The sequence below is a fragment of the uncultured Lutibacter sp. genome (assembly GCF_937891065.1).
Taxonomy (GTDB): domain Bacteria; phylum Bacteroidota; class Bacteroidia; order Flavobacteriales; family Flavobacteriaceae; genus Lutibacter.
Genome location: NZ_CALAEQ010000115.1, coordinates 1 through 26,475, shown reverse-complemented (window position 1 = coordinate 26,475; position 26,475 = coordinate 1). Strand labels below are relative to the sequence as shown.

The following is a 26,475-nucleotide window of genomic DNA, read 5'->3' as shown; positions in this document are numbered from 1 at the left end:
CATCAAATCTAATTTATAATTATAAAATAATAGGAATGAAAGAATTATTAAAAAAGTACGAAAATAAAAAACCAGAAATAGTGTTTCATTGGCAAGATCAAGAAACAGAAGCAGAAGGTTGGACAGTTATAAATTCATTAAGAGGTGGTGCTGCAGGTGGTGGTACTAGAATGCGTAAAGGGTTAGATATGAACGAAGTACTTTCATTGGCTAAAACTATGGAAGTAAAATTCACAGTTTCAGGACCAGCTATTGGAGGCGCAAAATCAGGTATCAATTTTGATCCAAATGACCCACGGAAAAATGAAGTTTTAAGACGTTGGTACAAAGCAGTAACTCCATTATTAAAACATTATTATGGTACAGGAGGTGATTTAAATGTAGACGAAATACATGATGTGATACCAATGACTGAAGAATGTGGTGTTTGGCATCCGCAAGAAGGAGTTTTTAATGGGCATTTTAAGCCAACAGAGGCTGAAAAAATTAATAGAATTGGCCAACTTCGATTTGGTGTTATAAAAGTAATTGCTGATAAAAAATATTCACCAGACTTAGAAAGGAAATACACTGTAGCAGACATGCTTACTGGTTACGGTGTTGCTGAAGCTGTAAATCATTACTACAATATTTACGGAGGATCTATAAAAGGTAAAAGAGCTATTGTACAAGGGTTTGGGAATGTAGGTTCGGCCTCAGCCTATTATTTAACACAGTTAGGAGCTAAAGTAGTTGGAATTATTGATAGTGTTGGAGGATTGATAAATGAAGATGGTTTTACGATGGATGAAATGACAGCTTTATTTTTACAAAAAGATGGGAATAAGTTAAATGCAGCTAATTTAATTTCTTTTGATGAAATGAATAGCAATATTTGGTCTGTACCAGCTGAAATTTTTGTTCCAGCAGCAGCGTCAAGATTGGTAACTAAAGATCAAGTTACTAAAATGATTGAAGCAGGATTAGAAGTAATTTCTCCTGGTGCGAATGTTCCATTTGCCGATAAAGAAATTTTCTTTGGTCCAATTATGGAATTTACAGATAAAAAGGTAAGTTTGTTGCCTGATTTTATTTCAAACTGTGGAATAGCTAGAGTTTTTGCATATTTGATGGAATCTAAAATAAAATTACCAATGAAAGATGAATCAATTTTTAATGATACATCAAACACAATAAAAAAAGCATTAGAAAACATATATAAGAAAAGTAATAGCAAACAAAATATATGTAAAACAGCTTTTGAAATAGCTTTAAAACAATTAATTTAAAATTTAATAAATGGAAACACTTATAATTCTAATATTCGTAGTAGGATATTTAGCAATTGCTTTAGAACATAATTTAAAATTGGATAAGTTAATTCCAGCCTTAGCTATGATGGCTATTTTATGGGCATTGGTAGCTTTTGGAATTGAAACTTTTCCAAATTGGTTTAATTCTGGAGCACATAAATTAATTGAAGGGTTTTCAAGTTTTTCTTTGGAAGAAAAGCATCATTTATTAGAAGAAACACTGTTACATCATTTAGGTAAAACAGCCGAAATTCTATTTTTCTTATTAGGAGCAATGACTATTGTTGAAATTATTGATTATTTTGATGGTTTTGCTACATTTAAAGGTTATATAAAAACTAAAAGTAAGAAGAAGTTATTATGGATTTTTGCTTTTTTAGCATTTATACTTTCTGCAATTATAGATAATTTAACAGCTACAATTGTTTTAATAACCATTCTTCAAAAAATTATAAAAGATAAAAACACACGTTTATGGTTTGCAGGTTTAATTGTTATTGCTGCTAATGCTGGTGGAGCCTGGTCTCCAATAGGTGATGTTACTACAACAATGCTTTGGATTGGTAAAAAAGTTTCAACTTTAAAACTAATTGAGTTTTTAATTATACCATCATTATTGGCCATGGTGTTACCTGTTTTTATTGCTTCATTTATGAAGCCTTTTAAAGGTGATATTGAAGAAATAATTACAGATGATAAAGGACTGAAAAATAAATACGGACCTATAATGTTGTATTTGGGTTTGACTGCAATTATTTTTGTGCCAATATTTAAAACAGTTACACATTTACCACCCTATGTAGGTATGATGTTGTCATTATCAATTGTAGGTATTTTTGCAGAAATTTATAGTAGATCACAATTTAGTATTTCAAATATTTTAGAAAATGACGCACATGATTCTGCCGGTTTTCATAGCCCAGTTCATAAATCATTATCAAGAATTGAAATGCCAAGTGTTTTATTTTTCTTTGGTATTTTAATGGCTGTGGCAGCTCTAGAATCTTTAGGGTTATTGTTTGTTGGAGCTGAGTCTTTAAAAACTATAATTCCAAATACAGATATAGTAATTATGCTTTTAGGTGTAGGTTCTGCTGTAGTTGATAATGTTCCATTAGTTGCAGCGAGTATGGGAATGTTCCAAGAGCCATTAGATAGTCATATTTGGCATTTTATTGCTTTTTCAGCAGGTACAGGTGGAAGTATGTTAATAATAGGATCAGCTGCAGGAGTTGTAGCTATGGGTATGGAGAAAATTAATTTTTTCTGGTATTTTAAAAATATAGCTTGGTTAGCTGCAATTGGCTTTGTAGTAGGTTCAATTTCCTTTTTAGTATTAACCTCAATATTCTAAAAAATAAAAAAAACCTGAGAAATTTCTCAGGTTTTTTTTATTTTAAATATAAACAATTTTCATTCAGTAATTTCGTTAGACAGAAATAACAATCATAAAATAATCATTAATGCTTTTAATATTGCAACAGGGAACAACAGAGGTTTTGGAAGAAGTTATTTCTGAGGAAAAAACACTTTCCATTTATAATTTAATTATGGATGGAGGCTTAGGCGGACAAATTATTATTGCATTGTTAGTTATTTTACTAACCGTTGCATTGTACATTTATTTTGAACGCTTTTTTGCTATTAAAGCAGCTTCAAAAACAGATCGTAATTTTATGAATCAAATTAGAGATCACGTATCTCATGGAAAATTAGATGCTGCAAAAGTTTTATGTGCACAAGCAAATTCACCAGCTTCAAGGTTAATTGAAAAAGGAATTTCACGAATTGGAAAACCGTTAGCAGATATTAATACTGCCATTGAAAATGCTGGACGATTAGAGATTTATAAACTCGAAAAGAATGTAAGTGTAATAGCAACTATTGCTGGGGCCGCGCCAATGATTGGGTTTTTAGGAACTGTAATTGGTATGATTGTGGCTATTCACGAAATTGCTAACGCAGGTGGTCAAATAGATATTAAAATGTTGTCTGATGGTTTATATACAGCAATGACAACAACTGTTGCCGGACTTATTGTAGGTATTATTGCTTATATTCAATACAATCATTTAGTTGTTAGAACTAATAAGGTAGTTTATGAAATGGAAGCACATTCAGTAGAATTTTTGGACTTATTAAACGAACCTGTTTAAATAAAGATTAAATTTTTTAACATCTAAATTTGATTTTAATTTTTTGAATCTTTCAATAAAATATAACTTATGGATATTAGAGGAAGAAATAAAATAAGTCCAGACTTCAATATGTCTTCAATGACGGATATTGTTTTTTTGTTGCTTATATTTTTTATGATAACTTCAACATTGGTTACAACTAGCGCTTTAGATATTTTATTACCTAAAGCAAGTGGGAAAACCGAAAACCGAAAAGCAGTTTCAGTAAGTATTACTAAAAATTTGACTTTTTATATTGATAATAAAAAAGTGAATGAATCTAACTTGGAACAAGATTTGTTAACTATTTTATCAAAACAGGAAAGTCCAACTATAATTTTAAGAGCTGAAGAAGGTGTGCCTATTGAAAAAGCTGTAAAAATTATGGATATAGCAAATAGAAATAGATATAAAGTAATATTAGCAGTTCGTCCAAAATAACATGTTTAGTTTTTTAGATACAACATATAAAAGAAAATCAGCAGCTTTAACAAGTGTAATTATGAGCTTGTTATTAGCCCTTATTTTTTTTGTTGGAATGACTTATTTAGATCCACCAGAAGAATATGGCATTGCTGTAAATTTTGGAACTTCAGATGTTGGTATAGGAGATGTTCAACCAAATGAACCATTAAAATCAACTTCAGAAGAAAAACTTCAAGAAGAACAAGAAGAAGTTAAAGAAACAGTTGAGCCAGAAGTTGCAGAAAAAGCTTCAGAAACTTTAACAGAAGATGTTGCAACACAAAATAATGAAGAAGCAATAGCCATAAAGAAAAAGCAAGATGCTAAAAATAAAGCCGATGAAATCACGAAAAATGCTAAGCTAGAAAAAGAACGAATTGAAAGAGTAAAACTAGCTGCTATTGCGAAACAAAAAGCAGAAGAGGAGGCAAAAAGGAAAAAACTGGATGCTTTAATTGGTGGAATAAATAATTCTGATGGTACTGCAACAGGAGGGGAAGGTAATGATTCAAAGGCTGGAGATAAAGGGAATATAAATGGAGATCCAAATGCAAATGGTTACTATGGAAATGGAGGCGGTGGCGGCAATGGTGATTATAATTTAGGAAATAGAAAACCAGTGAGTCGACCAAAACCTAATTACATTTGTACAGAAGAAGGCTTAGTTGTTGTAAGTATTGAAGTAGATGTAAACGGAAGAGTTATAAAGGCAACTGCAGGAGTTAAGGGATCAACAAATACAGCGCAGTGTTTATTATCACAAGCTAAGGAAGCCGCTTTAAATACTAAATGGAGCGCAGATGCAACAGCTCCTTCAAAGCAAATTGGAACTATAAAATACAGATTCTCATTATCTCAATAATTTTTAATGAATTACAAAGAAACCCTTGAGTGGATGTTTGCTCAATTACCAATGTTTCAAAGAGACGGTAAAGCAGCATTCAAAAAAGATTTAACAAATAGTGTAGCTTTTGCAGAGCATTTAAATTACCCAGAAAAAAAGTTTAAAACAATACATGTAGCTGGAACTAACGGAAAAGGTTCAACCAGCCATATGATAGCTTCAATATTACAAGAAGCGGGCTATAAAGTTGGTTTGTACACTTCACCTCATTTAAAAGACTTTAGAGAACGCATTAAAATAAATGGAGAAGTAATTTCTGAAACTGAAGTAATTGATTTTATTTCAGAAAACAAGATGTTTTTAGAATCACATAAATTGTCTTTTTTTGAAATGACAGTAGGTTTAGCTTTTAATTGTTTTGCAAAGCATACTATTGATATTGCAGTTGTTGAAGTTGGTTTGGGAGGAAGATTAGATTCTACTAATATTATCACTCCTGAAGTTTCAGTAATTACAAATATTGGATTTGATCATACACAATTTTTAGGTGAAACTTTACCTGAAATTGCTTTTGAAAAAGCAGGTATTATAAAAAATGGAATTTCTGTAGTTATTGGAGAATTTCAAGATGAAACATATCCAGTTTTTGAGAGTATAGCAAAAGAGCATAAATCACCATTATTTTTAGCATCTTCTACCATTGAAAATAACTATATATCAGATTTAAAAGGAAGTTATCAAATTCATAATATTAAAACAGTTCTTCAAACAATAGCTATTCTTAAAAGCATAGGATATAAAATTTCAGAAGAAAATAGTAAGGAGGGTCTACAAAAAGTTATTAAAAACACAGGTCTTTTAGGTAGGTGGCAAATATTAAAAAATGAGCCAAAAGTGATTTGTGATACTGGTCATAATAAAGAAGGGCTACAATATGTTTTTAAGCAATTAGAACAAGAATCATTTAAAAAATTACATATTGTTTTTGGTGTTGTAAATGACAAAGATTTAAATTCAATTCTTCCTTTATTTCCCAAAAATGCAATTTATTATTTTTGCAAACCAAATATTCCTCGAGGTTTAAATGAAATTGAGTTACAAAAGAAATGTTTAACTTTTGATTTGGTAGGTAATGTTTATTCTTCAGTAGAAGATGCGTATAAATCAGCTTTAATTTTAGCTGATAAAAACGATTTAATTTTTGTTGGAGGAAGCACTTTTATAGTGGCTGAGGTAGTGTAAATATACAGGATTTAATATAACTATCTAGTAGTTAAATAGTTGATTTTTTATATTAATATAATTTTTACTATATTAGTGCCATTCAATTCTTAAATTTTTATAGTATTGATAAGAGCTTAATAGCTACTCGCCCTAAAGTGCTACAACTTTACCTCATAATTTAGTGTCTTAAATTAATATAATTTAAATCCTTGACGGGAATCTTGATTTTCAAAAATTAATAACTATTAACTCCGCCTGGACGATTAATATATTTAATGTTCAATTTTTTTTATACCCAATTACTAACTAAAAATTATAATTATGAAAACAATTAAAAAATTATTGTTGGCAATGCTCATGCTTGCTTTTATGTTTACTACAAAAACAATTGCTCAAGAAGAGAAAAAGGAAGAGTATAAACCTGTTTATATTACGGTTACTACAGCTCATAGGAGTTCAGAATCAGATGTTGATTTTTCGGATTGGCTAAAAACAGAACAGGAATATTTTGATAAAGTAACTATGAAAAACGATTTAATTATTGGATCGGGTTTTTATTTTCATTATTTCACTCCAGATGATTCTGAAGTTAAATTAGTATCTGTTTATAAAACTTGGGAAGATATTGATAAGTCAGATGATATAACTAGTAAACTTGTTGATGAAGCTTGGCCTGATGAGGATAAAAGAAAGGCTTTTTTCGAAAAACAGAGTAGTTATTATAGCCCAATGCATAGTGATGAAATATATATTACAATGCCTTTTCAAAAAGATTATACTTCAGAATCAAAAGAACCAATGATTTTTTATGTTAAAGTTAATCAATTAGGTGAAGGAGGGAAAGGTTTTAAAGAATATTTTGAAAATGTAACGCAAAAAAATTCTTATATAAAAGGATATTATACACATAGACATAGGTGGGGTGCAAATAGTAGAGATGCAGTTGAAGTTTTTGCATTAGAAAATTTTTCAGATATTGAAAAAATGTTTGATGAAAATTCAAAATTAACTAAGCAACACTGGCCAGATGAAGAAAAAAGAAAGGAATTTTTTAAGGACTATAGTAAAATATTTTCAGGACATGGGGATTATATACTAACCAACGTACCTGAACTTGCAAAATAATTTTCAACTAAAATATTGACTCTGAACCATTTTGGTTCAGAGTTTATTTTTAATTAAAAAAAAGTGTAATTTTTTTATAAAAAGCTTTGTGTAATAAGAAATCATATTATATATTTGCAACCGCTTAGGGCAATTAGCTCAGTTGGTTCAGAGCACCTCGTTTACACCGAGGGGGTCGGGGGTTCGAATCCCTCATTGCCCACTGGAAGAGTAACAAATTCCACCAAAAACCTGCAAACAGTACTGTTTGCAGGTTTTTTCATTTTTAAGAATATCAAATAATACCATATAAAACCATTCTATTCGGGAGTAATTCGGGAGTGATTTTTCGGAAGGTCATTTACTCCCGAATTGGCTGGGAAAGATTGCTGTCACTGGCGGTGCAATTTTTTTTTGTAAAAATAAAGATGTAACTTGAGTGAAAAATTAGCACAAAAAGTGAGTCTTTCTCTCTCCATATTGTATCATATAAGAAAAGCCAAAGGAAAATCTGAAGGCTTAGCCGGTATTTATTGCAGAATTACGGTAGATGGATCTCGTGCAGAGATGAGTATTAGTCGTAAAGTTCCAATTGATAAATGGGATGTTTTGGCAGGACGTGTTAAAGGTGTATCGGCTATTGCGCAAGAGACGAACGAATTGATGCGAAGTGTTGAAAATGCTATTTTAGATAAGCAAAGAGAATTTATAAAGCAAGGAACTTCTTTCACCGCAACTGATTTGCGAGATGCTTATCTCGGGAAAAATCAGAATTATAAAAAGTTACTAGAATTATTTAAAGAGCATAATGATAAAATATTTAGGTTAATAAGTACAGGGGAATATGCACTGGGAACTTATAAGCGCTATGATACGGTTTATAATCATCTCGAAGGATATATTAAATTGAATTATCAATGTTCAGATATTCCTATAAAGGATATAGATTATAAGTTTATTGAAGGCTTTGCATTTTTTCTTAAGTCTGAAAAATCATGTGCAAATAATACAGCTCTTAAATACATTAGGAATTTTAAAAAAATTATGCGTATTGCTCAGGCACATGACTATATTTCCAATGACCCTTTTATAAATTGGAAAATGAAAAAAAAGATAGTTCATCGAGAATTTTTATCTGAAGATGAAATAAAAAGAATGTCTGAGAAAGATTTTGAGATGGATCGATTAAACCAAGTAAGAGATATTTTTATTTTTGCATGTTTTACTGGTTTAGCTTATATAGATGTTCAAAAACTTACTCATGATGATATATTATTGGGGATAGATGGGAGTAAATGGATAAAAATTAGACGAACTAAAACAGATACGCCTAGTAGTATCCCAATTTTACCAGAGGCGGAACGAATTCTAAATAAATATGCTGATTATCCCCAAAAAGAGGACATGAAAAAATTACTTCCAGTTGCTAGTAATCAAAAAGTAAATGCTTATCTAAAGGAAATTGCTGTTGGCTGTATGATAAAAAAGACATTAACTTTTCATTTAGCTAGACATACTTTTGCAACTACAGTGACACTATCGAGAGGGGTTCCTATTGAAACGGTGAGTAAGATGCTTGGGCATACAAATATTTCTACAACTCAACACTACGCTAAAGTGCTTGACCTTAAAATAAGTAGAGATATGCTAGCATTGAAAGAACGGGAAAGTATTTTGGGTAATACTAAAACTGCACATGATTTAAAAAATATATAGGCGGGAGCCCAGTAAAAAGGTTGAGAATTTGGTCAATTTCGAGCTCATAATTCACCAATATTTTTTGATAAGTTACATTGATAAAAAGTAAATGCGCACGTTTTTTTAAATTTCATTACAAATGCGCACGTTTTTTCGGTTTGGCGCACGTTTTTTAGTTATCTTTAACTTTAAATTTTAAAGTTAGTACAATGGAAAGGAAAATACCATTAATAGAAACAACTATATTTCAAGGTGAAATTACTCCTGAAAAAGGTAAGATAGTCGGCTATGGAGCTATTATAGATAGTTTAAAATTACCAATTCCATTTCCTAAAACTCTTTCAATAATTATTGAAAAAAGTAAAAAGTATAGTGCAGAAAATTGGAATGTATTTCCAATATCTTACCAGCCAGAACAAAATTTATACAAACAATTGGTATTCGCGATTAAATATGAAGGTATTAATTTATTGGTATTTAAGTCACTATTTAATTCAATAACAAAGGAAGAAATAGAATCAATTGTAAATACAGAACCTATGGGGCAATACAGCCGTAAAATTTGGTTTTTGTATGAATGGCTACAAAAAGAAGAAATCTACATTCATGTAGATTTAAAAAAGCGAAAATACATACCACTTTTAGATGAAAAACTTCAATATACTATAAAAGGGATTGAATCCCCAAGGCATAAGATAATAAATAATCTTCCAGGAACCGTAGATTTTTGTCCGCTAATATTTAAAACTAAAAAATTAGAAACCTACATTGCGGCAAATTTAGCCGAACAAAAAAACATCTTTTTAAATAGTGTACATAAAGATGTGCTGCAAAGAGCATCTTCTTTTTTATTACTTAAAGATTCAAAAGCATCCTTTACCATTGAAGGCGAAAATCCTGGGAACAATAGAGCTACACGTTGGGGAAAAGCCATTGGACAAGCTGGTCAAAAAAACTTAAGTATTGAAGAGTTAATACGCTTGCAACAAATAGTAATTGAAAATAGTAGGTTTGTTAAAATGGGATTGAGAACAGAGGGTGGTTTTGTTGGTGAACACGACAGAATTACAGGTGAACCAATTCCAGATCATATTTCGGCCAAACAGCAAAATGTTGAACAATTATTAAATGGTTTAATAACTACAAATACGATAGTGCAAGAAGAAACCTACGATGCGGTATTAGCTGCAGCAATTATTGCATTTGGTTTTGTGTTTATACACCCATTTGTTGATGGAAATGGTCGTTTACATCGTTATTTGATTCATCATATTTTAGCACAAAAAGAATTCACTAAACAAGGTGTTATTTTTCCCGTTTCAGCATCAATTTTAGACCATATAGATGATTATAGAAAGGTATTAGAAAACTATTCCCATCCATTATTAGATTATATTCAATGGAAAGAAACTGCAGACCATAATGTTGAAGTCACAAATGAAACCATTGATTTTTATCGTTATTTTGATGCTACAAAACAAGCAGAGTTTTTATATGATTGTGTAAATGATACTTTAGATAGAGTAATTCCAAACGAAGTAAATTATTTGCAAAAATACGATGAGTTTAAAAAATACCTAGATAATAATTTTGAAATGCCAGATAAAACTGTGGCGATGCTTGTTCGTTTTTTAGAACAGAATAACGGAGTTTTATCAAAACGTGCATTAAACAAAGAATTTTCAATTTTAAAAGCAAATGAGGTAGAAGAAATTCAAGAAAATTTTTCGAATATTTTTATTGAGGAATAAAATAATAGGCAAAGTTGGACATTTCAATGAGTTAATAAAAGTGTTTAATCAAATTTATATGTATAAAATACCCTCCGTTAAATTGTTGAAATCGGTCTGCTTTTTACTAATAATTTACAAGAATTCAAACGATTTGATAGATTAAATATGCGCACGTTTTTTGTAAAAACATTGTAAGAGCGCATATTTTTTTTAGTTAGCGCATATTTTTTGCGTCCATATTTTTTTAAAAACTATTTTTTCATTTTAAAACTTACAGAAAAGGAGACTCGCAATGTCAAATCAATTTAAAGTAAAAAAATGTTTGAAATAGTCCATATTTTCTATTTTTTTGAGTAAATATTTGTATAACAAATCAATCTAAAATCGGAAAACGTTTTGGAACACGATTTTGCAAATTTATAGCGTGGGAGCCCAGTAAAAAGGTTGAGAATTTGGTGAACGTCGGGCCCATAACCCTACTAAGGTCACAGGTTGGAGTTACTACATTTACTCGGATATTCTTTTAAGACTGTTTAATTAAAAACAAATATCTTAACATTATTTTCTATTATCCTTCAAGATAAACCTTCAACTATTAAGTTAGAAGTTATTTTATTTTACAGAATTAAACGTTTCAAATTTCTTCAAATTTTTGATTATTTTAATTTAAAATTTAGAATATAAAAAGGTTAGGTAAAAGACAAAAAAGTACCAATAAATTTGTTGATAGATAATTAACTTTGATGTTCAATTAATAAATTAGAATCTAGAGAAACTTCATCTACCTATTTTTGTTAATTATTAAAATTATATATCAATGAACGTAAATAATAAAATATCATTAAAAGAGAAAATTGGATATGCTTTAGGTGATGGAGCTGCAAATATAGCTTGGCGAGGTGTAGCTACCTTTTTATTTATATTTTATACAGATGTTTTTGGGTTAAGCCCAGTGACAGTAGGTGTGTTAATGTTAGTAGCACGTTTTAGTGATGGAATAAGTGATGTGCTAATGGGGATCATTGGCGACAGAACAAAATCTAAATACGGTAAATTTCGTCCTTGGATTTTGTGGACAGCTATCCCACTTGCGGCAATTTTATCATTGTTATTTTCTAGTCCAGATTTAAGTTCTTCAGGTAAAATTGTTTACGCTTACATCACTTATATATTCTTTACATTAATATATACGGCAAATAATATCCCTTATGGCGCTTTGATGGCAGTTATGACTGGAAATGATAAAGAGAGAACCAGTTTAGGATCTTATAGAATGGTTGGAGCTTTTGGTGGAGGTATGCTAGTTCAAGGAGCTTTACTTTTTTTAGTGGCATATTTTGGGAATATTAACCCAAACATTGAAGTCTCTAAGTTAGAAAATGAGAAATTTAGAGTAGAAGTTTCTACCTCTGAAAATGTTGAGAATGTTAATATTAAAACCGAAAATGGAATAGCAGAATTTACTTGGGATAATACTGAAATAGCATCTAAAGATAATGTTCCAACCAATAGGAAGAGTTTTTCAATGCAGGCTAATGAAAAATACACCTTTATTGTTGAAGGTGAAAATGGTTTGTCAGAAAGCAACATTTCAATAATAGATCAAAAAGAAGGTTACAGTAATTCAATGTATTTGATGTCTGTTTTTCTGGCAATTTTAATGTTTATCACTTTTTATACAACTAAAGAAAGAATTCAACCTCCAAAATCACAAAAAAATAATTTAAAACAAGATTTTAAAGACCTAATATCCAATAAACCATGGCTTGTTTTATTAGTTATTGGATTGTTATTCAATATTTATAATTCAATAAAACAAGGTATTGTAGTTATATATTTCACACATTATTTAAACAATCAATTATTGGCAGCTTCATTTTTGATTGGTTTAATGCTTGCTTCTGTTGTTGGTGCAATGGTAACAGCTCCATTAGGAAAGAAATTTGGTAAACGTAACTTATTTATATATGCCTTAATATTTTCGGGTGGTGTAAATGCTTTATTAGCTTTTTGTGGACCTAATGATATTGAAGCAATTTTTGCAATTGGAATAGTATCTGAATTTGCAGCTGCGATGTTCCCAACATTGTTTTTTGTAATGCTGGGTGATGCTGCTGATTATTCAGAATTTAAAAACGGGCGAAGAGCAACCGGACTAATATACTCTGCAGGTTCATTTGCTACAAAATTTGGAGGCGGAATTGCAGGTGCTATTATTGGTTTAGTTCTTGGCGCATATCATTACAGTGGACAAGATGCGGCTTCAATACAAGGCGCTTTTCCAGGGATTATTATGTTAATGAGTTGGGTGCCAGCAATTATTACTGTAATTGCTGCAGGTTTAATGTTGTTGTACCCGCTCAATCAAAAAAATCTTGATGAAATTACATTAGAATTAAATTCAAGAAGGCTTAAAGAATAAAATACTAAGATTTAAAATTTTTAAAAAATGAAATACGGTCATTTTGATGATGAAAAAAGAGAGTATGTAATTACAAATCCAAAAACTCCTTATCCTTGGATAAACTATTTAGGTAATGAAGATTTTTTCTCATTAACTTCAAATACAGGTGGAGGTTATACTTTTTATAAAGATGCTAAATTCAGAAGATTAACTCGTTATAGATATAATAATGTGCCAGTTGATGATGGTGGAAAGTACTTTTATATTAAAGATGGTGATACAGTTTGGTCTCCAGGTTGGAAGCCTGTAAAAACAGCGTTGGATTCTTACGAATGTAGACACGGTATGAGTTACACTAAGTTTAAAGGGGCGAAAAATGGAGTAGAAACAGAAGTATTGCAATTTATTCCATTAGGATTTTGGGGTGAAATTCAAAAAGTAACTATTAAAAATACTTCTTCAGAAGTTAAAAAATTAAAACTGTTTTCTTTTATTGAATTTGCGCTTTGGAATGCTGAGGATGATATGACCAATTTTCAACGAAACTTTAATACTGGTGAAGTAGAAGTACAGGATTCAGTAATTTATCATAAAACAGAGTTTAAGGAACGTAGAAATCATTACTCATTTTATTCAGTAAACGAAGCTATAAATGGCTTTGACACTGATAGAGATTCATTTATTGGATTATACAATGGTTTTGATACTCCAGAGGCTGTAACTAATGGAAATTCTAAAAATACAATCGCTCATGGATGGTCTCCTATTGCTTCACATTATATTGAAGTTGAATTACAACCTGGAGAAGAAAAGGATTATGTTTTTATGTTGGGTTACGTAGAAGTTGATGCAGACAATAAATGGGAAAGTAAATCTGTGATCAATAAAATTCCAGCAAAGGAAATGATTGCAAAGTTTGATACGGTTGAAAAAGTACAAGAAGCTTTTGATGAATTAAGAACTTACTGGGATAATTTATTAGGTAAAATCAATATTCAATCGGGTGATGCTAAGTTAGACAGAATGGTGAATATATGGAACCAATACCAATGTATGGTTACTTTTAATATGTCTCGTTCAGCTTCTTTTTTTGAATCAGGAATTGGACGTGGTATGGGATTCCGTGATTCTAATCAAGATTTAATAGGATTTGTTCATCAAATTCCTGAAAGAGCTCGTGAACGAATTTTTGATATTGCTTCTACACAGTTTGAAGATGGTTCTTGTTATCATCAGTATCAACCGTTAACAAAAAAAGGAAATGCAGTTTTGGGTGGAGATTTTAATGATGATCCACTTTGGTTAATCCTTTCAACAACTGAATATATTAAAGAAACTGGTGATTTTACATTGTTAGATGAACTAGTCCCTTTTGATAATGATATGTCAAGAGCTAAACCGCATTTTGAACATTTAAAGGCTTCATTTTATCATGTAGTTAATAATTTAGGACCACATAAATTACCATTAATTGGTAGAGCCGATTGGAATGACTGTTTAAATCTAAATTGTTTTTCAACTGATCCTAACGAATCTTTTCAAACAACAGGAAATAAGAAAGATGGAAAAGCAGAATCTTTAATGATTGCAGGTTTGTTTGTAGTATATGGAAAAGAGTATGTAAAATTATGTAATACTATTGGTAAAACTGTTGAAGCTGCTGAAGCTCAAATTCATGTAGATAATATGATTGAAGCTGTGAAAGAACATGGTTGGGATGGGGATTGGTATTTAAGAGCATATGATTATTACGGTAAAAAAGTAGGTTCAAATGAAAATGAAGAAGGAAAGATTTTTATTGAATCTCAAGGCTGGTGTACTATGGCTGAAATTGGAAAAGAAGAAGGCTTGGTTAAAAAATCTTTAGATTCAGTAAAAGAACATTTGGATTGTGAATATGGAATTGTATTAAACAGCCCCGCATTTACTGAATATAAAATTGAATATGGTGAAATTTCTACTTATCCTGCAGGTTATAAAGAAAACGGTGGAATTTTTTGTCATAACAATCCTTGGGTAATGATTGGTGAAACTATGATAGGAAGAGGAGATCAAGCTTATGATTATTATACTAAAATTGCTCCAAGTTTTTTAGAAGATATTTCTGAATTGCACAAGGTTGAACCTTATGTATATTGCCAAATGATTGCAGGTAAAGAAGCTTTTAAGCCTGGAGAAGCTAAAAATTCTTGGCTATCTGGAACAGCATCCTGGAACTTTTATGCAATTACCCAATATATTTTGGGAGTAAAACCAGATTATAATGGACTTTCAATAAATCCTTGTATTCCGGCAAAATGGGATGGATTTAAAATGAAAAGAGAATTTCGAGGAGCAACCTATAATATTGAAGTTTTAAACCCAAATAATGTTAGCAAGGGTGTTCAAAAAATAATTGTTAACGGAGAAGAAATAACTTCTAATATAGTACCTATTTTAGAAAAAGATAAATCCCATGAAATTAAAGTAATCATGGGTTAATTTGAGTTAAGTTTTGTTAATTAAAACTCTCTTAGATTTTATCTTTGAGAGTTTTTTTTAGTTAATTAACCTATTATAATACCTTTTTTACTCCAACAAATTGTTCTTTAAATTCCTTAGGCGTGCATTGTTTAGATTTTTTAAACAACCTATTAAAATTTGCAATATTATTGAATCCACATTTAAATGCAATTTCGCCAATACTTAATTCGGAATCTAACAACCAGCGAGAAGCAAAACTAATGCGCGTATCATTTATATAGGTGATAAATGTTTTTCCGGTTCTACTTTTAATAAATCGGTTAAAAGTTACAGGACTCATATTTACCAATTCAGAAATTTCATTTAAGGTTATTGTTTTATTGAAATTTTCCTGAATATATTCATACACTTTTTTAATTTTATCACTATTATGAAAATCTTCTTTTTCAGCACTCGAATTTGAAAGCATTCTTTGATTATCGGAATTACCTAAATCGTTTAAAATTGATATAAATTCTAAGTAATATTCAATATCTGAAATTCTAGTAAGTGCCATTAATCTTGGCATCATTTTTATAGTAGTTTCTCTTGAAAAAAGAATCCCATGCTTAGATCTGTTAAACATATCCTTAATAGGTTTAAAAATTCTACGAGCTAATGTTTTTTCATTTAGTAAATCTTGATGTATATGAATGGTAATTTCATAAATTTCTTTGCAAGTACACTGATTAAGTTCCCATCCATGTACAATATTTGGACCAGTTAATACTAATTCTAAATCTTCAATAATTTCAGAGTGATCTCCAATAATACGTCTCACACCTTTTCCTTTAAAAATGAAATTTAGTTCATATTCTGGGTGAAAATGAATTGGAAAATCAAAATCATCTTTAACTCTTTCTTCAACCAAAAAACTATCTTCGGGAATTAAACGAGTAATTTCTCGGTGGGCATTATCAATCATACATTTAATGTGTTATTTTATCTGTCTTCTATGAATATTGTCGTAAATATATAAAAAAGTGACAATATTCTATTAACATATCATTAACATCATGCATAATTTTGTAGATGTATTGAAGTAATTAAAATGAACTTAGTACAAAGCAAAAGAATAATTAAATCAAATATTTTATGAAAAATCAAATTTTAAAAAGATTCTTTTTCCTAATATTTTTATCGCTGTGTACATATGCACAAGCACAAAGTATTTCCGGAACAGTGTCTGATGCTAATGGGCTCTTACCAGGAGCTAGTATTGTTGTTAAAGGCACAATCAATGGTACTACTTCAGATTTCGACGGGAATTTTAAGTTGGAAAATGTAAGTACAGATGCCATTTTACAAATTAGCTATATAGGCTATGTTACTAAAGAAGTATTTCTTGAAGGTAGGGTCAAAATTAATATTTTACTAGTTGAAGATGCAAACGCATTAGATGAGGTTGTTGTTGTTGGTTATGGTGTGCAAAAAAAGACTTTAATTACTGGAGCTGGTGTAAATATTAAAGGTGAGGATATTGCTGCCCTAAACACAGGGACAGCTATGGCAGCCTTACAGGGTACAACAGCTGGGGTAAGTATTACAAGAAATGATGGTCAACCTGGAGCAGGAACCAAGGTTACAATTCGTGGATTGGGTACCATTGGAAACTCAAACCCTTTGTATATTGTTGACGGTGTTGCTGTTGGAGACATAGATTACTTAAACTCATCAGATATTCAATCTATTGATGTTTTAAAAGATGCAGCCTCAGCTGCAATTTACGGATCAAGAGCCGCAAATGGAGTTGTTTTAGTTACTACTGTAAAAGGACGTAAAGGTAGTCCAGCAAAAATAAGCTATGATACTTACTTTGGTATTCAAAATACTTACAAAAATTTAGACCCATTGAATGCGCAAGAGTATATGTATATAATGGATGAAGGTCGTGTAAATGATGGTTTGGCACCAAATGATTGGCAATCAATGATTTCAAATAATTCTTGGTTAGAGTCTAATTATCCTGGTTTAGGAACTCAATTGGGAGATGAAATTTGGGAAAAACTTCAAAATGGTTGGAAAGGTACGAACTGGATTAATGAAATGAGTAAAGATGATGCGGTAGTACAAAGTCATGCTATTAATATTACTGGAGGTAGTGAAAATACAACTTACTCATTGGGAGCCTCTTATTTAGACCAAGAAGGTATTATTGGAGGTGATATTACAGGGGCAGGATATAAAAGATTTACTGCTAGAATGAATACTGAAATGGTGTTGAAAAAGAATAATAATCATAATATAATTACTGTTGGGGAAAACTTCACCTATACAAATACAAAAAACAGAAATGTTGCATCAGGAAATATTTATTATAATGACTTGCATAATGCATTAGTTCAAAATCCATTGCAGCCAGCATATTGGCAACAAGCCATTGATAGTAACGTGAGTCCATTTGGTTTTACCCCTACACTTGATGGTTTAGCTAATGGTCAAGCAAATCCATTAGCTGTAATGTATTACAGACATAATTACAATTACAATAAAGGAAATAAAATTATAGGGAATGTATTTCTTGAAATCGAACCAATTGAAGATTTGAAATTAAGAACTTCATATGGTATTGATTCTTGGTTTGGACATAGTAGGTCTATGAACCCAACATATCATTTAGGTCAATTTTATACTGATTACGTAGATGGGGCTCAACAAAGTCAATATTTTGGAAATAACTGGACTTGGACAACAACAGCTTCCTACGATCGTCAATTTGGTGATCACAAAATAAATGCATTAATAGGTACTGAATTGTTCAAAAACCAAATAAATACATCAGTAGGAGGATCAAGAAATAATTTATTATTTCCAGGGCAACCAGATTTTGCTTACCTAAACAATACAATGGGACCTGAGAGTATTAATGATATAAACACTTGGGGAGCTGATTATGCTGCAGGTGGAGGTGGTTTACTTTCTTACATAGCTAGAGCACAGTACGATTATCAGGAGAAATATTTATTTTCTGCAACCGTACGTGCTGATGGATCTTCTAATTTTGCCGAGGGAAACAGGTGGGGAACCTTTCCTTCAGTATCTGCAGGTTGGATTTTGACAAAAGAAGATTTTATGGAAGGTGAATCTGACATAATTGATTTTGCTAAAATACGTACAAGTTGGGGGCAAAATGGTAATCAATCCATTCCAAACTTTATCTACTCATCTCAAATTGCATACGTATTTCCAGGATACTTCTTTGGTGATACTAAGCCCGTTTCTGGTGTGACTTCATACCCTGAAAGAGTAACAAATCCTGATGTTAAATGGGAAACTTCTGAGCAGCTAAACATTGGTTTTGATGCTGAATTATTAAATTCAAGATTAGGAGTAACTTTTGATTGGTATAAGAAAACTACAAGAGATTGGTTATTAGAAGCTCCTATTTTAGGTACTTCAGGTGCAGGAGCACCATATGTGAATGGTGGTGACATTGAAAATACCGGGATTGAACTTGTTTTAAACTGGAAAGAGAATTTAGGAGATTTTAGCTATGGAGTTACATTAACAGGATCTCATAATAAGAATGAAGTAACTAGAATTGCAAATACAGATGGTATAATTCATGGTCCAGGTCATGTGTTATCACAAAGTACGGCATCAATATCAAGAGTTGAAGTTGGGCAACCAATTGGATTTTTCTATGGTTATCAAGCTAATGGAATATTACAAAATCAAGATGAGGTTGATGCTTACATAACACCAAGTGGAGATCCTTATTTTGATGATCAACGTCCTGGTGATGTACGTTTTGTTGATCAAAATCAAGATGGCCTTATTGATGAAGCTGATAAAACATTCTTAGGAGATCCTAATCCAGATTTTGAAATGGGATTACAATTAAATGTAGCTTACAAAGGATTTTATGCAAATACAACTTTATCTGGAAAATTCGGAATGCAAGTGATGCAATCGTACCGTTCATTTGCTGACAGACCCGATCAAAATTATACTTCTGATATTTTTAATCGGTGGCATGGAGAAGGAACTTCAAATAAATTACCACGTTTAAGTTCTTCATCTCACAGAAATACAAATTTTATTTCTGATATTTTTATGCAAGATGCTGATTATTTGAGAATTAACAACTTAACAGTTGGTTATGAGTTTGGAGATAAACTTGCTGATCTTGCCGCTATTACCAATCTAAAAGTATATGCAGCAATAAGTAATTTGTATACATTTACTAAGTATGATGGTATGGATCCTGAGGTTCGTTTTGGTCACGATGCTAATTGGGCTTCTGGAGTGGATTTAGGATTATATCCGCAAGCAAGAACTGTAATGTTTGGATTGAGTCTTGATTTTTAATATTTAAAAAAGAAAACAATGAAAAAACTAAAATATATTATAGCTATTGTTGCAATGGTTGTTGCAACTAGTTGTGGTGAAGAGTTCTTAGACACAAATAACCTTTACGGAAAAAATTTAGACACTTATTATAGTACTCCATCAGATATTGAAGAAGCAATGGCTGGTGTATATAATGCAATCTATACTGCTGGAGTTCATAGTAACGAATCTGTAGCTGCAAATTTAATGTCTGACATGATGTTAGGTGGAGGTGGCCCTGATGATAAATCAGCAAAATATGTTGATAATTTTGAAGATCCAACTGAAGATACTTATCGTGATATGTGGACACAATCTTATAACGGTATTGCCCGAGCAAATGCCATTATTGAAAAAACAGCTGAAGCAGATTTTTCAACCTATTTTGATAGCCCAGAAGAAGCAATTTTATTTAAAAATCAGGTAATAGGTGAGGCCTTATTTATGAGAGCATTCTTTTACTTTAGGTTGGCTAAATTTTTTGGTGGTGTACCATTAATTATAGCAATCGATGATCCTAAGGATGTTGCAAGATCTACGTATACTGAAACATTTTCTCAAATAGCATCTGACTTGAAATTGGCAATTGAAACTATGCCAAATACAGCATTTCCAAGTATTCCAACGTCGGATTATGGACATGCTAATAAATGGATTGCTGAAGCCTATTTGGGTCGTGTATATTTATATTATACAGGCTATATGACAAACATCGAAGGGCAATCAACTTCCGATTTGCCATTAGTTGAAGGAGGATCTTTAAGCTCTTCTGACGTTGCGGCATATTTAGATGATTGTATTGGAAATAGCGGATATGCTTTGGCTAGTGATTTTAGAAATTTATGGCCATATTCTTATGTTAATGAATCTAAAGGGAGCACAGTGTTACCTTGGGCGGAAAATGAAGGTTTAGCTTGGGTTGGTCAAGACGGACATTCTCCAACTTTTGGTACAGGAAATTACGAATCAATGTTTGTCCAAAGATTTTCTTTTGGTGATTGGGGATGGAGTAATGGAAATATTTACACAAATAGATTAGCACTGTTTACCGGAATTAGAGATAACTCAATGGTTCCTTTTGGACAAGGTTGGGGATGGTGTACTATCAATCCAACTTTATGGAATACTTGGGAAGACGAAGACCCTAGAAAACAAGGTTCTATTCTTGAGTTAGGAAATGAAGAACAGGGTACAGGTGGTTACGAAGCGGATAAAGGTGATCATGAAACAGGATTCTTCAATAAAAAATATACTGCTATTCAACATCCTGATGATGAAGGAAATGTAATAGGTATGTTTGTGCAGCTATATAACTGGTCGAATACAGATATGCAATTAATGCATGCTCAAGATTTTATTTTTATGCGTTTTGCAGATGTATTATTAATGCATTCTGAAATTACGGAAACTGCAACAGGAATGAATCAAGTAAGAGATAGAGCAAATTTACCTTCAATAGGGTACTCTTTAGAAGCACTAAAACAAGAGCGTTTACACGAATTTTCATTTGAAGGATTACGTTGGTTTGATATTGTTCGTTGGGGAGATGTGGATAGTGCGTTTAACGGAACTGTTGATGTGAGAAATTCAGGAATTGATGCTACTTATAGTGCAAATTATAGGTCAGAAACGAAAGGGTTGGTTCCAATACCTGAAACTGAGATTAGACTGTCTAATGGTATTTATGAACAAAACCCAGGGTGGTAAGAATTTTAAATTTAAAATTAAAAAGATGAAAATAAATAAAATAACAAGTTTTTTTATTGCTTCATTAGTGCTGATGTTTTCGGCTTGTGAACCAATAGTTGACGAAGAAATATTACTAAATACAACTGATGTGGCTGGTGTAGAATTGGTTGCTACACAAAGTACAACTGGTGGTAATAAAATTGAATTAAATATGGTAACACCAGGAATTACTGGATATTGGGACTATAATTTAGGAAGAGCATTTACAAATAGAGTTGAATTTATTTACCCAATTCCTGGGGAAGCGACTTTTACTTTTACAGGAACTTTAGGTGAAGAATTTTTCACTAAATCAATTAATGTTCAGATTGATCAATTAGATAATGAGTTGGATCAAGATTGGTATAGTCTTGTGAGTAACGATACTTCAGGTGGAAAGACTTGGGTTTTTGATGGAGTAGCTGGCGATGGAAATATGTGGTGGTATATGTCTCCTCCGAACAACCCTGATGGTTGGCAAGGAGCTTGGTGGAATGCTGGTGGAACTTGCTGTCCTCCTGCAGATGTTGAAGGAAGAATGAAGTTTGATTTGAACGGAGCAGCAAATTTCACTTATTATTCAGGACCAGATGCAGTAGCTGAAAACGGAAGTTTTGTTTTAGATGTTGCCAATCAAACTTTAAAAGTAAATGGACCTAATATATTAGGAGCTGAAGAACCTAGAGGTAATCCTGATGGATTATATAAAATTATTTCCCTTACCGAAGATAAAATGGTGCTTTATGTACCAAATAATGGAGGTGGAACTGGTTGGGTTTGGATTTTTAAAGTACAATAAAATTTTAATATTTTGAGTTAGTTTTATTAATTGAATAAGGGTTTTTGCTACAAAGCAAGAACCCTTATTAATTATAAATTATCACTTTAAAATCACTAAAAATAACATTAAATGAGACCTCTTAAACTTTTAATTTTTTTTCTAATAACAAGTATTTATTCATGTTCTTCTGGAGTTAATGGAGACGAAATTTTTCAACAAGATCCATTTAGTGTTAAATCAACATCAGCAAAACTTATTTCTTTCAATATAGAATACAATAGTTCAATTTTTAATTGCACAATAAATGGAGATGTTGTTGAAATGGATAGAGCTATGCCTTTTGACGCCACCGAAGGGATCATCAAATCTATGTTAATTTCATCAGGAGCAACTTCAAATAAAATAATAGGGGATAAACTACAAATATCTTCAAACTCTCAAGAGATAGTTATCACAGCCGAAGATGGTTTAACAAAAAAAACATATAATTTAACTTTTAAAGTAAATGATTATACATCTATAGTAGATAAACATGGTCTTTTACAAGTAAATGGAAACAAGATCGTAGATAAAAATAATGAGGCGATTAGTTTAGCAGGAAACAGTTTTTTTTGGACAAATAATAATTGGGGAGGCTTAAAGTATTACAAAGCATCTGTTGTATCTTGGTTAAAATTAGATTGGAATACAACTATTGTTAGAGCAGCAATGGGTGTTGAAGATAGTGGAGGCTATTTAGACGATAAATTATCAAATAAAAACCGATTAAAAGTTATTGTTGACGCAGCTATAGATCAAGGTATCTATGTAATAATTGATTGGCATTCACACCATGCAGAAGATAATACAGAAGAAGCTGTTAGTTTTTTTAAAGAAATGGCTAGTTTATATGGAAAGTATCCAAATGTTATTTATGAAATATACAATGAGCCGCTAGATGTTTCTTGGAATACAGTAATTAAACCTTATGCAGAAACAGTAATTAGTGCTATTAGAGAAATTGATCCGGATAATATTATTGTTGTGGGAACACCAGAATGGTCTCAAAAGGTAGATTTAGCTGCAAATAATCCTATTACTAGCTCAGATAACATTGCATATACATTGCATTTTTACTCAGTTCATCATAAACAATGGTTAAGAGATAGAGCAAAAGCTGCTTTAGATAAAGGTATTGCATTATTTGTAACAGAATGGGGTACTATAGGATATACACAAAATGATCCGGAATCAGAAGAATGGATAAAGTGGTGTAAAGAAAATGATATAAGCCATTGTAGTTGGGCTGTAAATGATAAAGTAGAAGAATGGTCTATTGTAAAGGAAGGGGCTAATTCTAATGGTTCTTGGAATGATAATAAACTAACTGAATCTGGTAAGTTAACAAGATCTATTAATAGAAAATGGCACAATTAGTTAAACAATTAAATTATTTAAATGAAAAGAATATTTTCTAGATTAGTAATTATCATGGTAATGTCGATAGCATTACTTTCATGTAAGAATAAAAGGAAAAAATATAATTCTGATGATCATACAAAGATTAAGATCTCAATATCTGATCTAAATAAAGATTCGTACCAACCGGGAGTTGACTGGAAATTAGTTTGGTCAGATGAATTTGAGTCTGACAAAATCGACCTAAATAATTGGAATTTTCAAATGGAAGAAGCCGGACGCTTTAACGATGAATGGCAACGCTATACTAACAGCAATGAAAATGCCTATATCGATGACGATTGTCTTGTTATCAAAGCCGTTCATGAAAGTGATACTCACGGTATGGATCAATACACATCTGCCCGAATGCATACAGCAAATAAGCAGGTCTGGAAGTATGGAAGGATAGCAGCTAGGATCAAACTTCCGCACGGTGAAGGTCTCTGGCCTGCATTTTGGATGCTGGGCGCAAATATTGACGAAAACGGAGGTGACACTCCATGGCCACAAACTGGTGAAATTGATATTTTGGAATTATATGGCTCCAAGGATGATGGTGTTATTGAGGCTAATGTTCACTATGCAGATGCATCTGACTCTCATGCAATGATGGGAGCGTCTTCTTTCAAATTGGAACAAGGTAAGTTTGTCGATGCATTTCATATATTCGAATTTGAATGGGATGCAAATAGGATTGCATGGTTTGTTGATGGAGAGCAATTTGCATCAATGCCAATTTCGTCAGATGAATTATCAGAGTTTCATAAAGAATTTTTCATTCTCTTGAATATAGCTGTTGGAGGTAAACACGCTGGTCGACCTACCGCTGAAACAACATTTCCTCAGTATATGTATGTGGACTGGGTAAGGGTTTATCAGAAAAAGGATCAAGAACGATAGATTTAATATGAAGGGTTTTATCACGAATATAAATTTAACTGGTCATAACCTCATAATATTTATGCTCACATTTAAAAAATAAAACGAACAATTAAACCTTCAACAAACGATTTTCAAGTTTCATAAATCTTAAAAAAAGTCGTTAGTATAATTTGTACTGATAATTTAAGTAGAAAATATAACGCTTGTTAAAAATGATAAATTTTACAAAATGAAAAAATTAATAACCCTCTTTATAATCAGTTGTCTTTTAATAATTAATTTAAAAGTTAATGCTCAACAAAACAATTATAAAGTTAGTAATGGAGAGAATATGGAAATTAAAATTGACAGTATAATTTCATTACTAACATTAGAAGAAAAAGCAGCAATGTGTCATGCGCAATCTAAATTCAGTACACCTGGAGTTCCAAGATTAGGAATTCCTGAAGTATGGATGTCAGATGGGCCTCATGGGGTTAGAGGGGAAATTAATTGGGACAATTGGGGATATGCCAATTGGACTAATGATTATATTACAGCATTTCCAGCCTTAACTTGTTTGGCAGCAACTTTTAATCCAAAACTTTCTAAAGATTATGGAGTAAGTGTTGGAGAAGAAGCACGTTATAGAAAAAAAGATGTTTTATTAGGTCCTGGTGTTAATATTTATAGAACTCCAATGAATGGAAGAAACTTCGAGTACATGGGAGAAGACCCATTTCTAGCTTCTAAAATGGTGGTGCCTTACATTCAAGGTGTACAAGAAAACGGAGTTGCTGCATGTTTAAAACATTATGCTTTAAATAACCAAGAAAAATGGCGAGGTCATATCAATGTAAAAGTAAGTGACAGAGCACTAAATGAAATTTATTTACCTGCTTTTAAGGTAGCTGTTTTAGAAGGTAAAGTGTGGTCTGTTATGGGAGCTTATAATCAATTTAGAGGTCAATATACAACTCACCACAAAATACTTACAAATAAAATTTTAAAAGGAGATTGGGCATTTGACGGTGTCGTTATTTCAGATTGGGGTTCTGCTCATAATACAAAGGAAGCAGCGCTTTATGGTTTGGATATGGAGATGGGAACAGGTACCGATGGTTTAACAACTTCTACTAAAAATGCGTATGATAATTATTATTTAGCCTTACCATTTTTGAATTTAATTGAAAAAGGAGAAGTTGAAGAAAAGCATTTAGATGATAAAGTTCGTAGAATTTTACGTTTGATGTTTAGAACAACTATGAATACAAAACGCGGATTTGGAAGAATTAATAATATTGAACATCTTTCAGTAGCTCGTGAAGTGGCAAGTGAAGGAATTGTATTATTAAAAAATACCAACTCATTTTTCCCCATAGACCCAACAAAAAAAATCACCATTGCAGTAATAGGAGAAAATGCAACTCGTAAAATGACCCCTGGTGGAGGTTCTTCTGAGTTGAAAGCGAAAAATGAAATATCACCTCTTCAAGGATTACAAGAAAGATTTAAGGACGCAACCATAATTCACGCTTTAGGATATGCTTCCGGACCGTCGGCTTATGGTCGTGTTATACCTTCAGATTTAGATGCTGAAGTATTAAAACAAGAAGCTATAGTGGCAGCTTCGAAAGCAGATGTAGTTTTATTTTTTGGAGGTTTAAATAAAAATCATCATCAAGATTGTGAAGGAGGAGACAGGTTAGATTTTGGTCTTCCTTTTGGACAAGAAGATCTTTTGAATGAATTAATTAAAGTGAATGATAACATTGGAGTTGTTATGGTAAGTGGGAATGCTGTTTCTATGCCATGGTTGTCAAAAGTAAATGCCTTAATGCAAGCATGGTATTTAGGAAGTGAAGCAGGACATGCATTAGCAGATGTAAT

The 26,475-nt window shown here is 31.6% G+C and carries 18 protein-coding genes and 1 tRNA gene; 18 read left to right on the top strand and 1 reads right to left on the bottom strand.

From position 1 onward, the window contains the following. The first annotated feature begins 35 nt into the window (after positions 1-35). The 12 genes from Q0352_RS06835 (at position 36) to Q0352_RS06780 (ending at position 15,422) form a co-directional block, all read left to right on the top strand. The gene (locus Q0352_RS06835) at positions 36-1,268 is read left to right on the top strand and encodes a Glu/Leu/Phe/Val dehydrogenase dimerization domain-containing protein (RefSeq protein WP_299525617.1); all 1,233 of its coding nucleotides are present in this window, start codon (positions 36-38) and stop codon (positions 1,266-1,268) included. A gap of 10 nt (positions 1,269-1,278) precedes the next feature. Continuing rightward, positions 1,279-2,646, top strand: coding sequence for a sodium:proton antiporter NhaD (gene nhaD, locus Q0352_RS06830; protein WP_299525614.1), 1,368 nt, complete (start codon positions 1,279-1,281; stop codon positions 2,644-2,646). 109 nt (positions 2,647-2,755) lie between these two features. Continuing rightward, the gene (locus tag Q0352_RS06825; protein ID WP_299525612.1) at positions 2,756-3,448 is read left to right on the top strand and encodes a MotA/TolQ/ExbB proton channel family protein; all 693 of its coding nucleotides are present in this window, start codon (positions 2,756-2,758) and stop codon (positions 3,446-3,448) included. A 69-nt stretch (positions 3,449-3,517) separates the two neighbouring features. Continuing rightward, positions 3,518-3,910 (top strand): biopolymer transporter ExbD, encoded by a 393-nt coding sequence (locus tag Q0352_RS06820; protein ID WP_299525609.1) that lies wholly within the window; start codon positions 3,518-3,520, stop codon positions 3,908-3,910. A 1-nt stretch (position 3,911) separates the two neighbouring features. Beyond that, entirely contained in the window at positions 3,912-4,796 is an 885-nt protein-coding gene (locus Q0352_RS06815; RefSeq protein ID WP_299525606.1) for an energy transducer TonB, read from the top strand. 6 nt (positions 4,797-4,802) lie between these two features. Further along, the gene (locus Q0352_RS06810) at positions 4,803-6,020 is read left to right on the top strand and encodes a folylpolyglutamate synthase/dihydrofolate synthase family protein (protein WP_299525603.1); all 1,218 of its coding nucleotides are present in this window, start codon (positions 4,803-4,805) and stop codon (positions 6,018-6,020) included. Positions 6,021-6,323: 303 nt separating this feature from the next. Further along, positions 6,324-7,127: a hypothetical protein gene (locus Q0352_RS06805; protein ID WP_299525600.1), complete on the top strand. Its 804-nt coding sequence runs from the start codon at positions 6,324-6,326 to the stop codon at positions 7,125-7,127. 127 nt (positions 7,128-7,254) lie between these two features. Beyond that, positions 7,255-7,329, top strand: a tRNA-Val gene (locus Q0352_RS06800). 212 nt (positions 7,330-7,541) lie between these two features. Further along, positions 7,542-8,822: a site-specific integrase gene (locus Q0352_RS06795; RefSeq protein WP_299525597.1), complete on the top strand. Its 1,281-nt coding sequence runs from the start codon at positions 7,542-7,544 to the stop codon at positions 8,820-8,822. A 191-nt stretch (positions 8,823-9,013) separates the two neighbouring features. After that, entirely contained in the window at positions 9,014-10,555 is a 1,542-nt protein-coding gene (locus Q0352_RS06790) for a Fic family protein (protein ID WP_299525594.1), read from the top strand. A gap of 799 nt (positions 10,556-11,354) precedes the next feature. Further along, complete coding sequence (locus tag Q0352_RS06785) at positions 11,355-12,959, top strand: MFS transporter (RefSeq protein WP_299525591.1); 1,605 nt, start codon at positions 11,355-11,357, stop codon at positions 12,957-12,959. A gap of 27 nt (positions 12,960-12,986) precedes the next feature. Further along, positions 12,987-15,422, top strand: coding sequence for a glycosyl transferase (locus Q0352_RS06780; protein ID WP_299525588.1), 2,436 nt, complete (start codon positions 12,987-12,989; stop codon positions 15,420-15,422). A 73-nt stretch (positions 15,423-15,495) separates the two neighbouring features. On the opposite strand, the gene Q0352_RS06775 is transcribed toward Q0352_RS06780, so the two are convergent. Further along, entirely contained in the window at positions 15,496-16,368 is an 873-nt protein-coding gene (locus tag Q0352_RS06775) for an AraC family transcriptional regulator (protein ID WP_299525585.1), read from the bottom strand. A 170-nt stretch (positions 16,369-16,538) separates the two neighbouring features. On the opposite strand from Q0352_RS06775, the gene Q0352_RS06770 reads away from it, so the two are divergent. From Q0352_RS06770 to Q0352_RS06745, 6 genes are all read left to right on the top strand, one after another. Further along, on the top strand, positions 16,539-19,754 hold the full coding sequence (locus Q0352_RS06770) for a TonB-dependent receptor (protein WP_299525582.1): 3,216 nt from the start codon (positions 16,539-16,541) through the stop codon (positions 19,752-19,754). Between the two features lie 18 nt (positions 19,755-19,772). Then, the gene (locus tag Q0352_RS06765; protein ID WP_299525579.1) at positions 19,773-21,482 is read left to right on the top strand and encodes a RagB/SusD family nutrient uptake outer membrane protein; all 1,710 of its coding nucleotides are present in this window, start codon (positions 19,773-19,775) and stop codon (positions 21,480-21,482) included. 25 nt (positions 21,483-21,507) lie between these two features. Beyond that, positions 21,508-22,302 (top strand): hypothetical protein, encoded by a 795-nt coding sequence (locus Q0352_RS06760; protein WP_299525576.1) that lies wholly within the window; start codon positions 21,508-21,510, stop codon positions 22,300-22,302. Positions 22,303-22,413: 111 nt separating this feature from the next. Beyond that, positions 22,414-23,700: a glycoside hydrolase family 5 protein gene (locus Q0352_RS06755; protein ID WP_299525573.1), complete on the top strand. Its 1,287-nt coding sequence runs from the start codon at positions 22,414-22,416 to the stop codon at positions 23,698-23,700. 21 nt (positions 23,701-23,721) lie between these two features. After that, the gene (locus Q0352_RS06750) at positions 23,722-24,624 is read left to right on the top strand and encodes a glycoside hydrolase family 16 protein (protein WP_299525571.1); all 903 of its coding nucleotides are present in this window, start codon (positions 23,722-23,724) and stop codon (positions 24,622-24,624) included. A gap of 211 nt (positions 24,625-24,835) precedes the next feature. Beyond that, positions 24,836-26,475, top strand: a 1,640-nt coding sequence (locus Q0352_RS06745; RefSeq protein ID WP_299525568.1) for a glycoside hydrolase family 3 protein, incomplete at its 3' end; no start/stop codon positions are given.

Excerpts from the sequence above, each read along its gene's own strand:
- Q0352_RS06770 (WP_299525582.1), top strand. The coding sequence starts at position 16,539 with ATGAAAAATCAAATTTTAAAAAGATTCTTTTTCCTAATATTTTTATCG.
- Q0352_RS06815 (WP_299525606.1), top strand. The coding sequence starts at position 3,912 with ATGTTTAGTTTTTTAGATACAACATATAAAAGAAAATCAGCAGCTTTA.
- Q0352_RS06780 (WP_299525588.1), top strand. The coding sequence starts at position 12,987 with ATGAAATACGGTCATTTTGATGATGAAAAAAGAGAGTATGTAATTACA.
- Q0352_RS06835 (WP_299525617.1), top strand. The coding sequence starts at position 36 with ATGAAAGAATTATTAAAAAAGTACGAAAATAAAAAACCAGAAATAGTG.
- Q0352_RS06765 (WP_299525579.1), top strand. The coding sequence starts at position 19,773 with ATGAAAAAACTAAAATATATTATAGCTATTGTTGCAATGGTTGTTGCA.
- Q0352_RS06810 (WP_299525603.1), top strand. The coding sequence starts at position 4,803 with ATGAATTACAAAGAAACCCTTGAGTGGATGTTTGCTCAATTACCAATG.
- Q0352_RS06820 (WP_299525609.1), top strand. The coding sequence starts at position 3,518 with ATGGATATTAGAGGAAGAAATAAAATAAGTCCAGACTTCAATATGTCT.
- Q0352_RS06790 (WP_299525594.1), top strand. The coding sequence starts at position 9,014 with ATGGAAAGGAAAATACCATTAATAGAAACAACTATATTTCAAGGTGAA.
- Q0352_RS06760 (WP_299525576.1), top strand. The coding sequence starts at position 21,508 with ATGAAAATAAATAAAATAACAAGTTTTTTTATTGCTTCATTAGTGCTG.
- Q0352_RS06750 (WP_299525571.1), top strand. The coding sequence starts at position 23,722 with ATGAAAAGAATATTTTCTAGATTAGTAATTATCATGGTAATGTCGATA.
- Q0352_RS06775 (WP_299525585.1), bottom strand. The coding sequence starts at position 16,368 with ATGATTGATAATGCCCACCGAGAAATTACTCGTTTAATTCCCGAAGAT.
- nhaD (WP_299525614.1), top strand. The coding sequence starts at position 1,279 with ATGGAAACACTTATAATTCTAATATTCGTAGTAGGATATTTAGCAATT.
- Q0352_RS06755 (WP_299525573.1), top strand. The coding sequence starts at position 22,414 with ATGAGACCTCTTAAACTTTTAATTTTTTTTCTAATAACAAGTATTTAT.
- Q0352_RS06825 (WP_299525612.1), top strand. The coding sequence starts at position 2,756 with ATGCTTTTAATATTGCAACAGGGAACAACAGAGGTTTTGGAAGAAGTT.
- Q0352_RS06785 (WP_299525591.1), top strand. The coding sequence starts at position 11,355 with ATGAACGTAAATAATAAAATATCATTAAAAGAGAAAATTGGATATGCT.
- Q0352_RS06805 (WP_299525600.1), top strand. The coding sequence starts at position 6,324 with ATGAAAACAATTAAAAAATTATTGTTGGCAATGCTCATGCTTGCTTTT.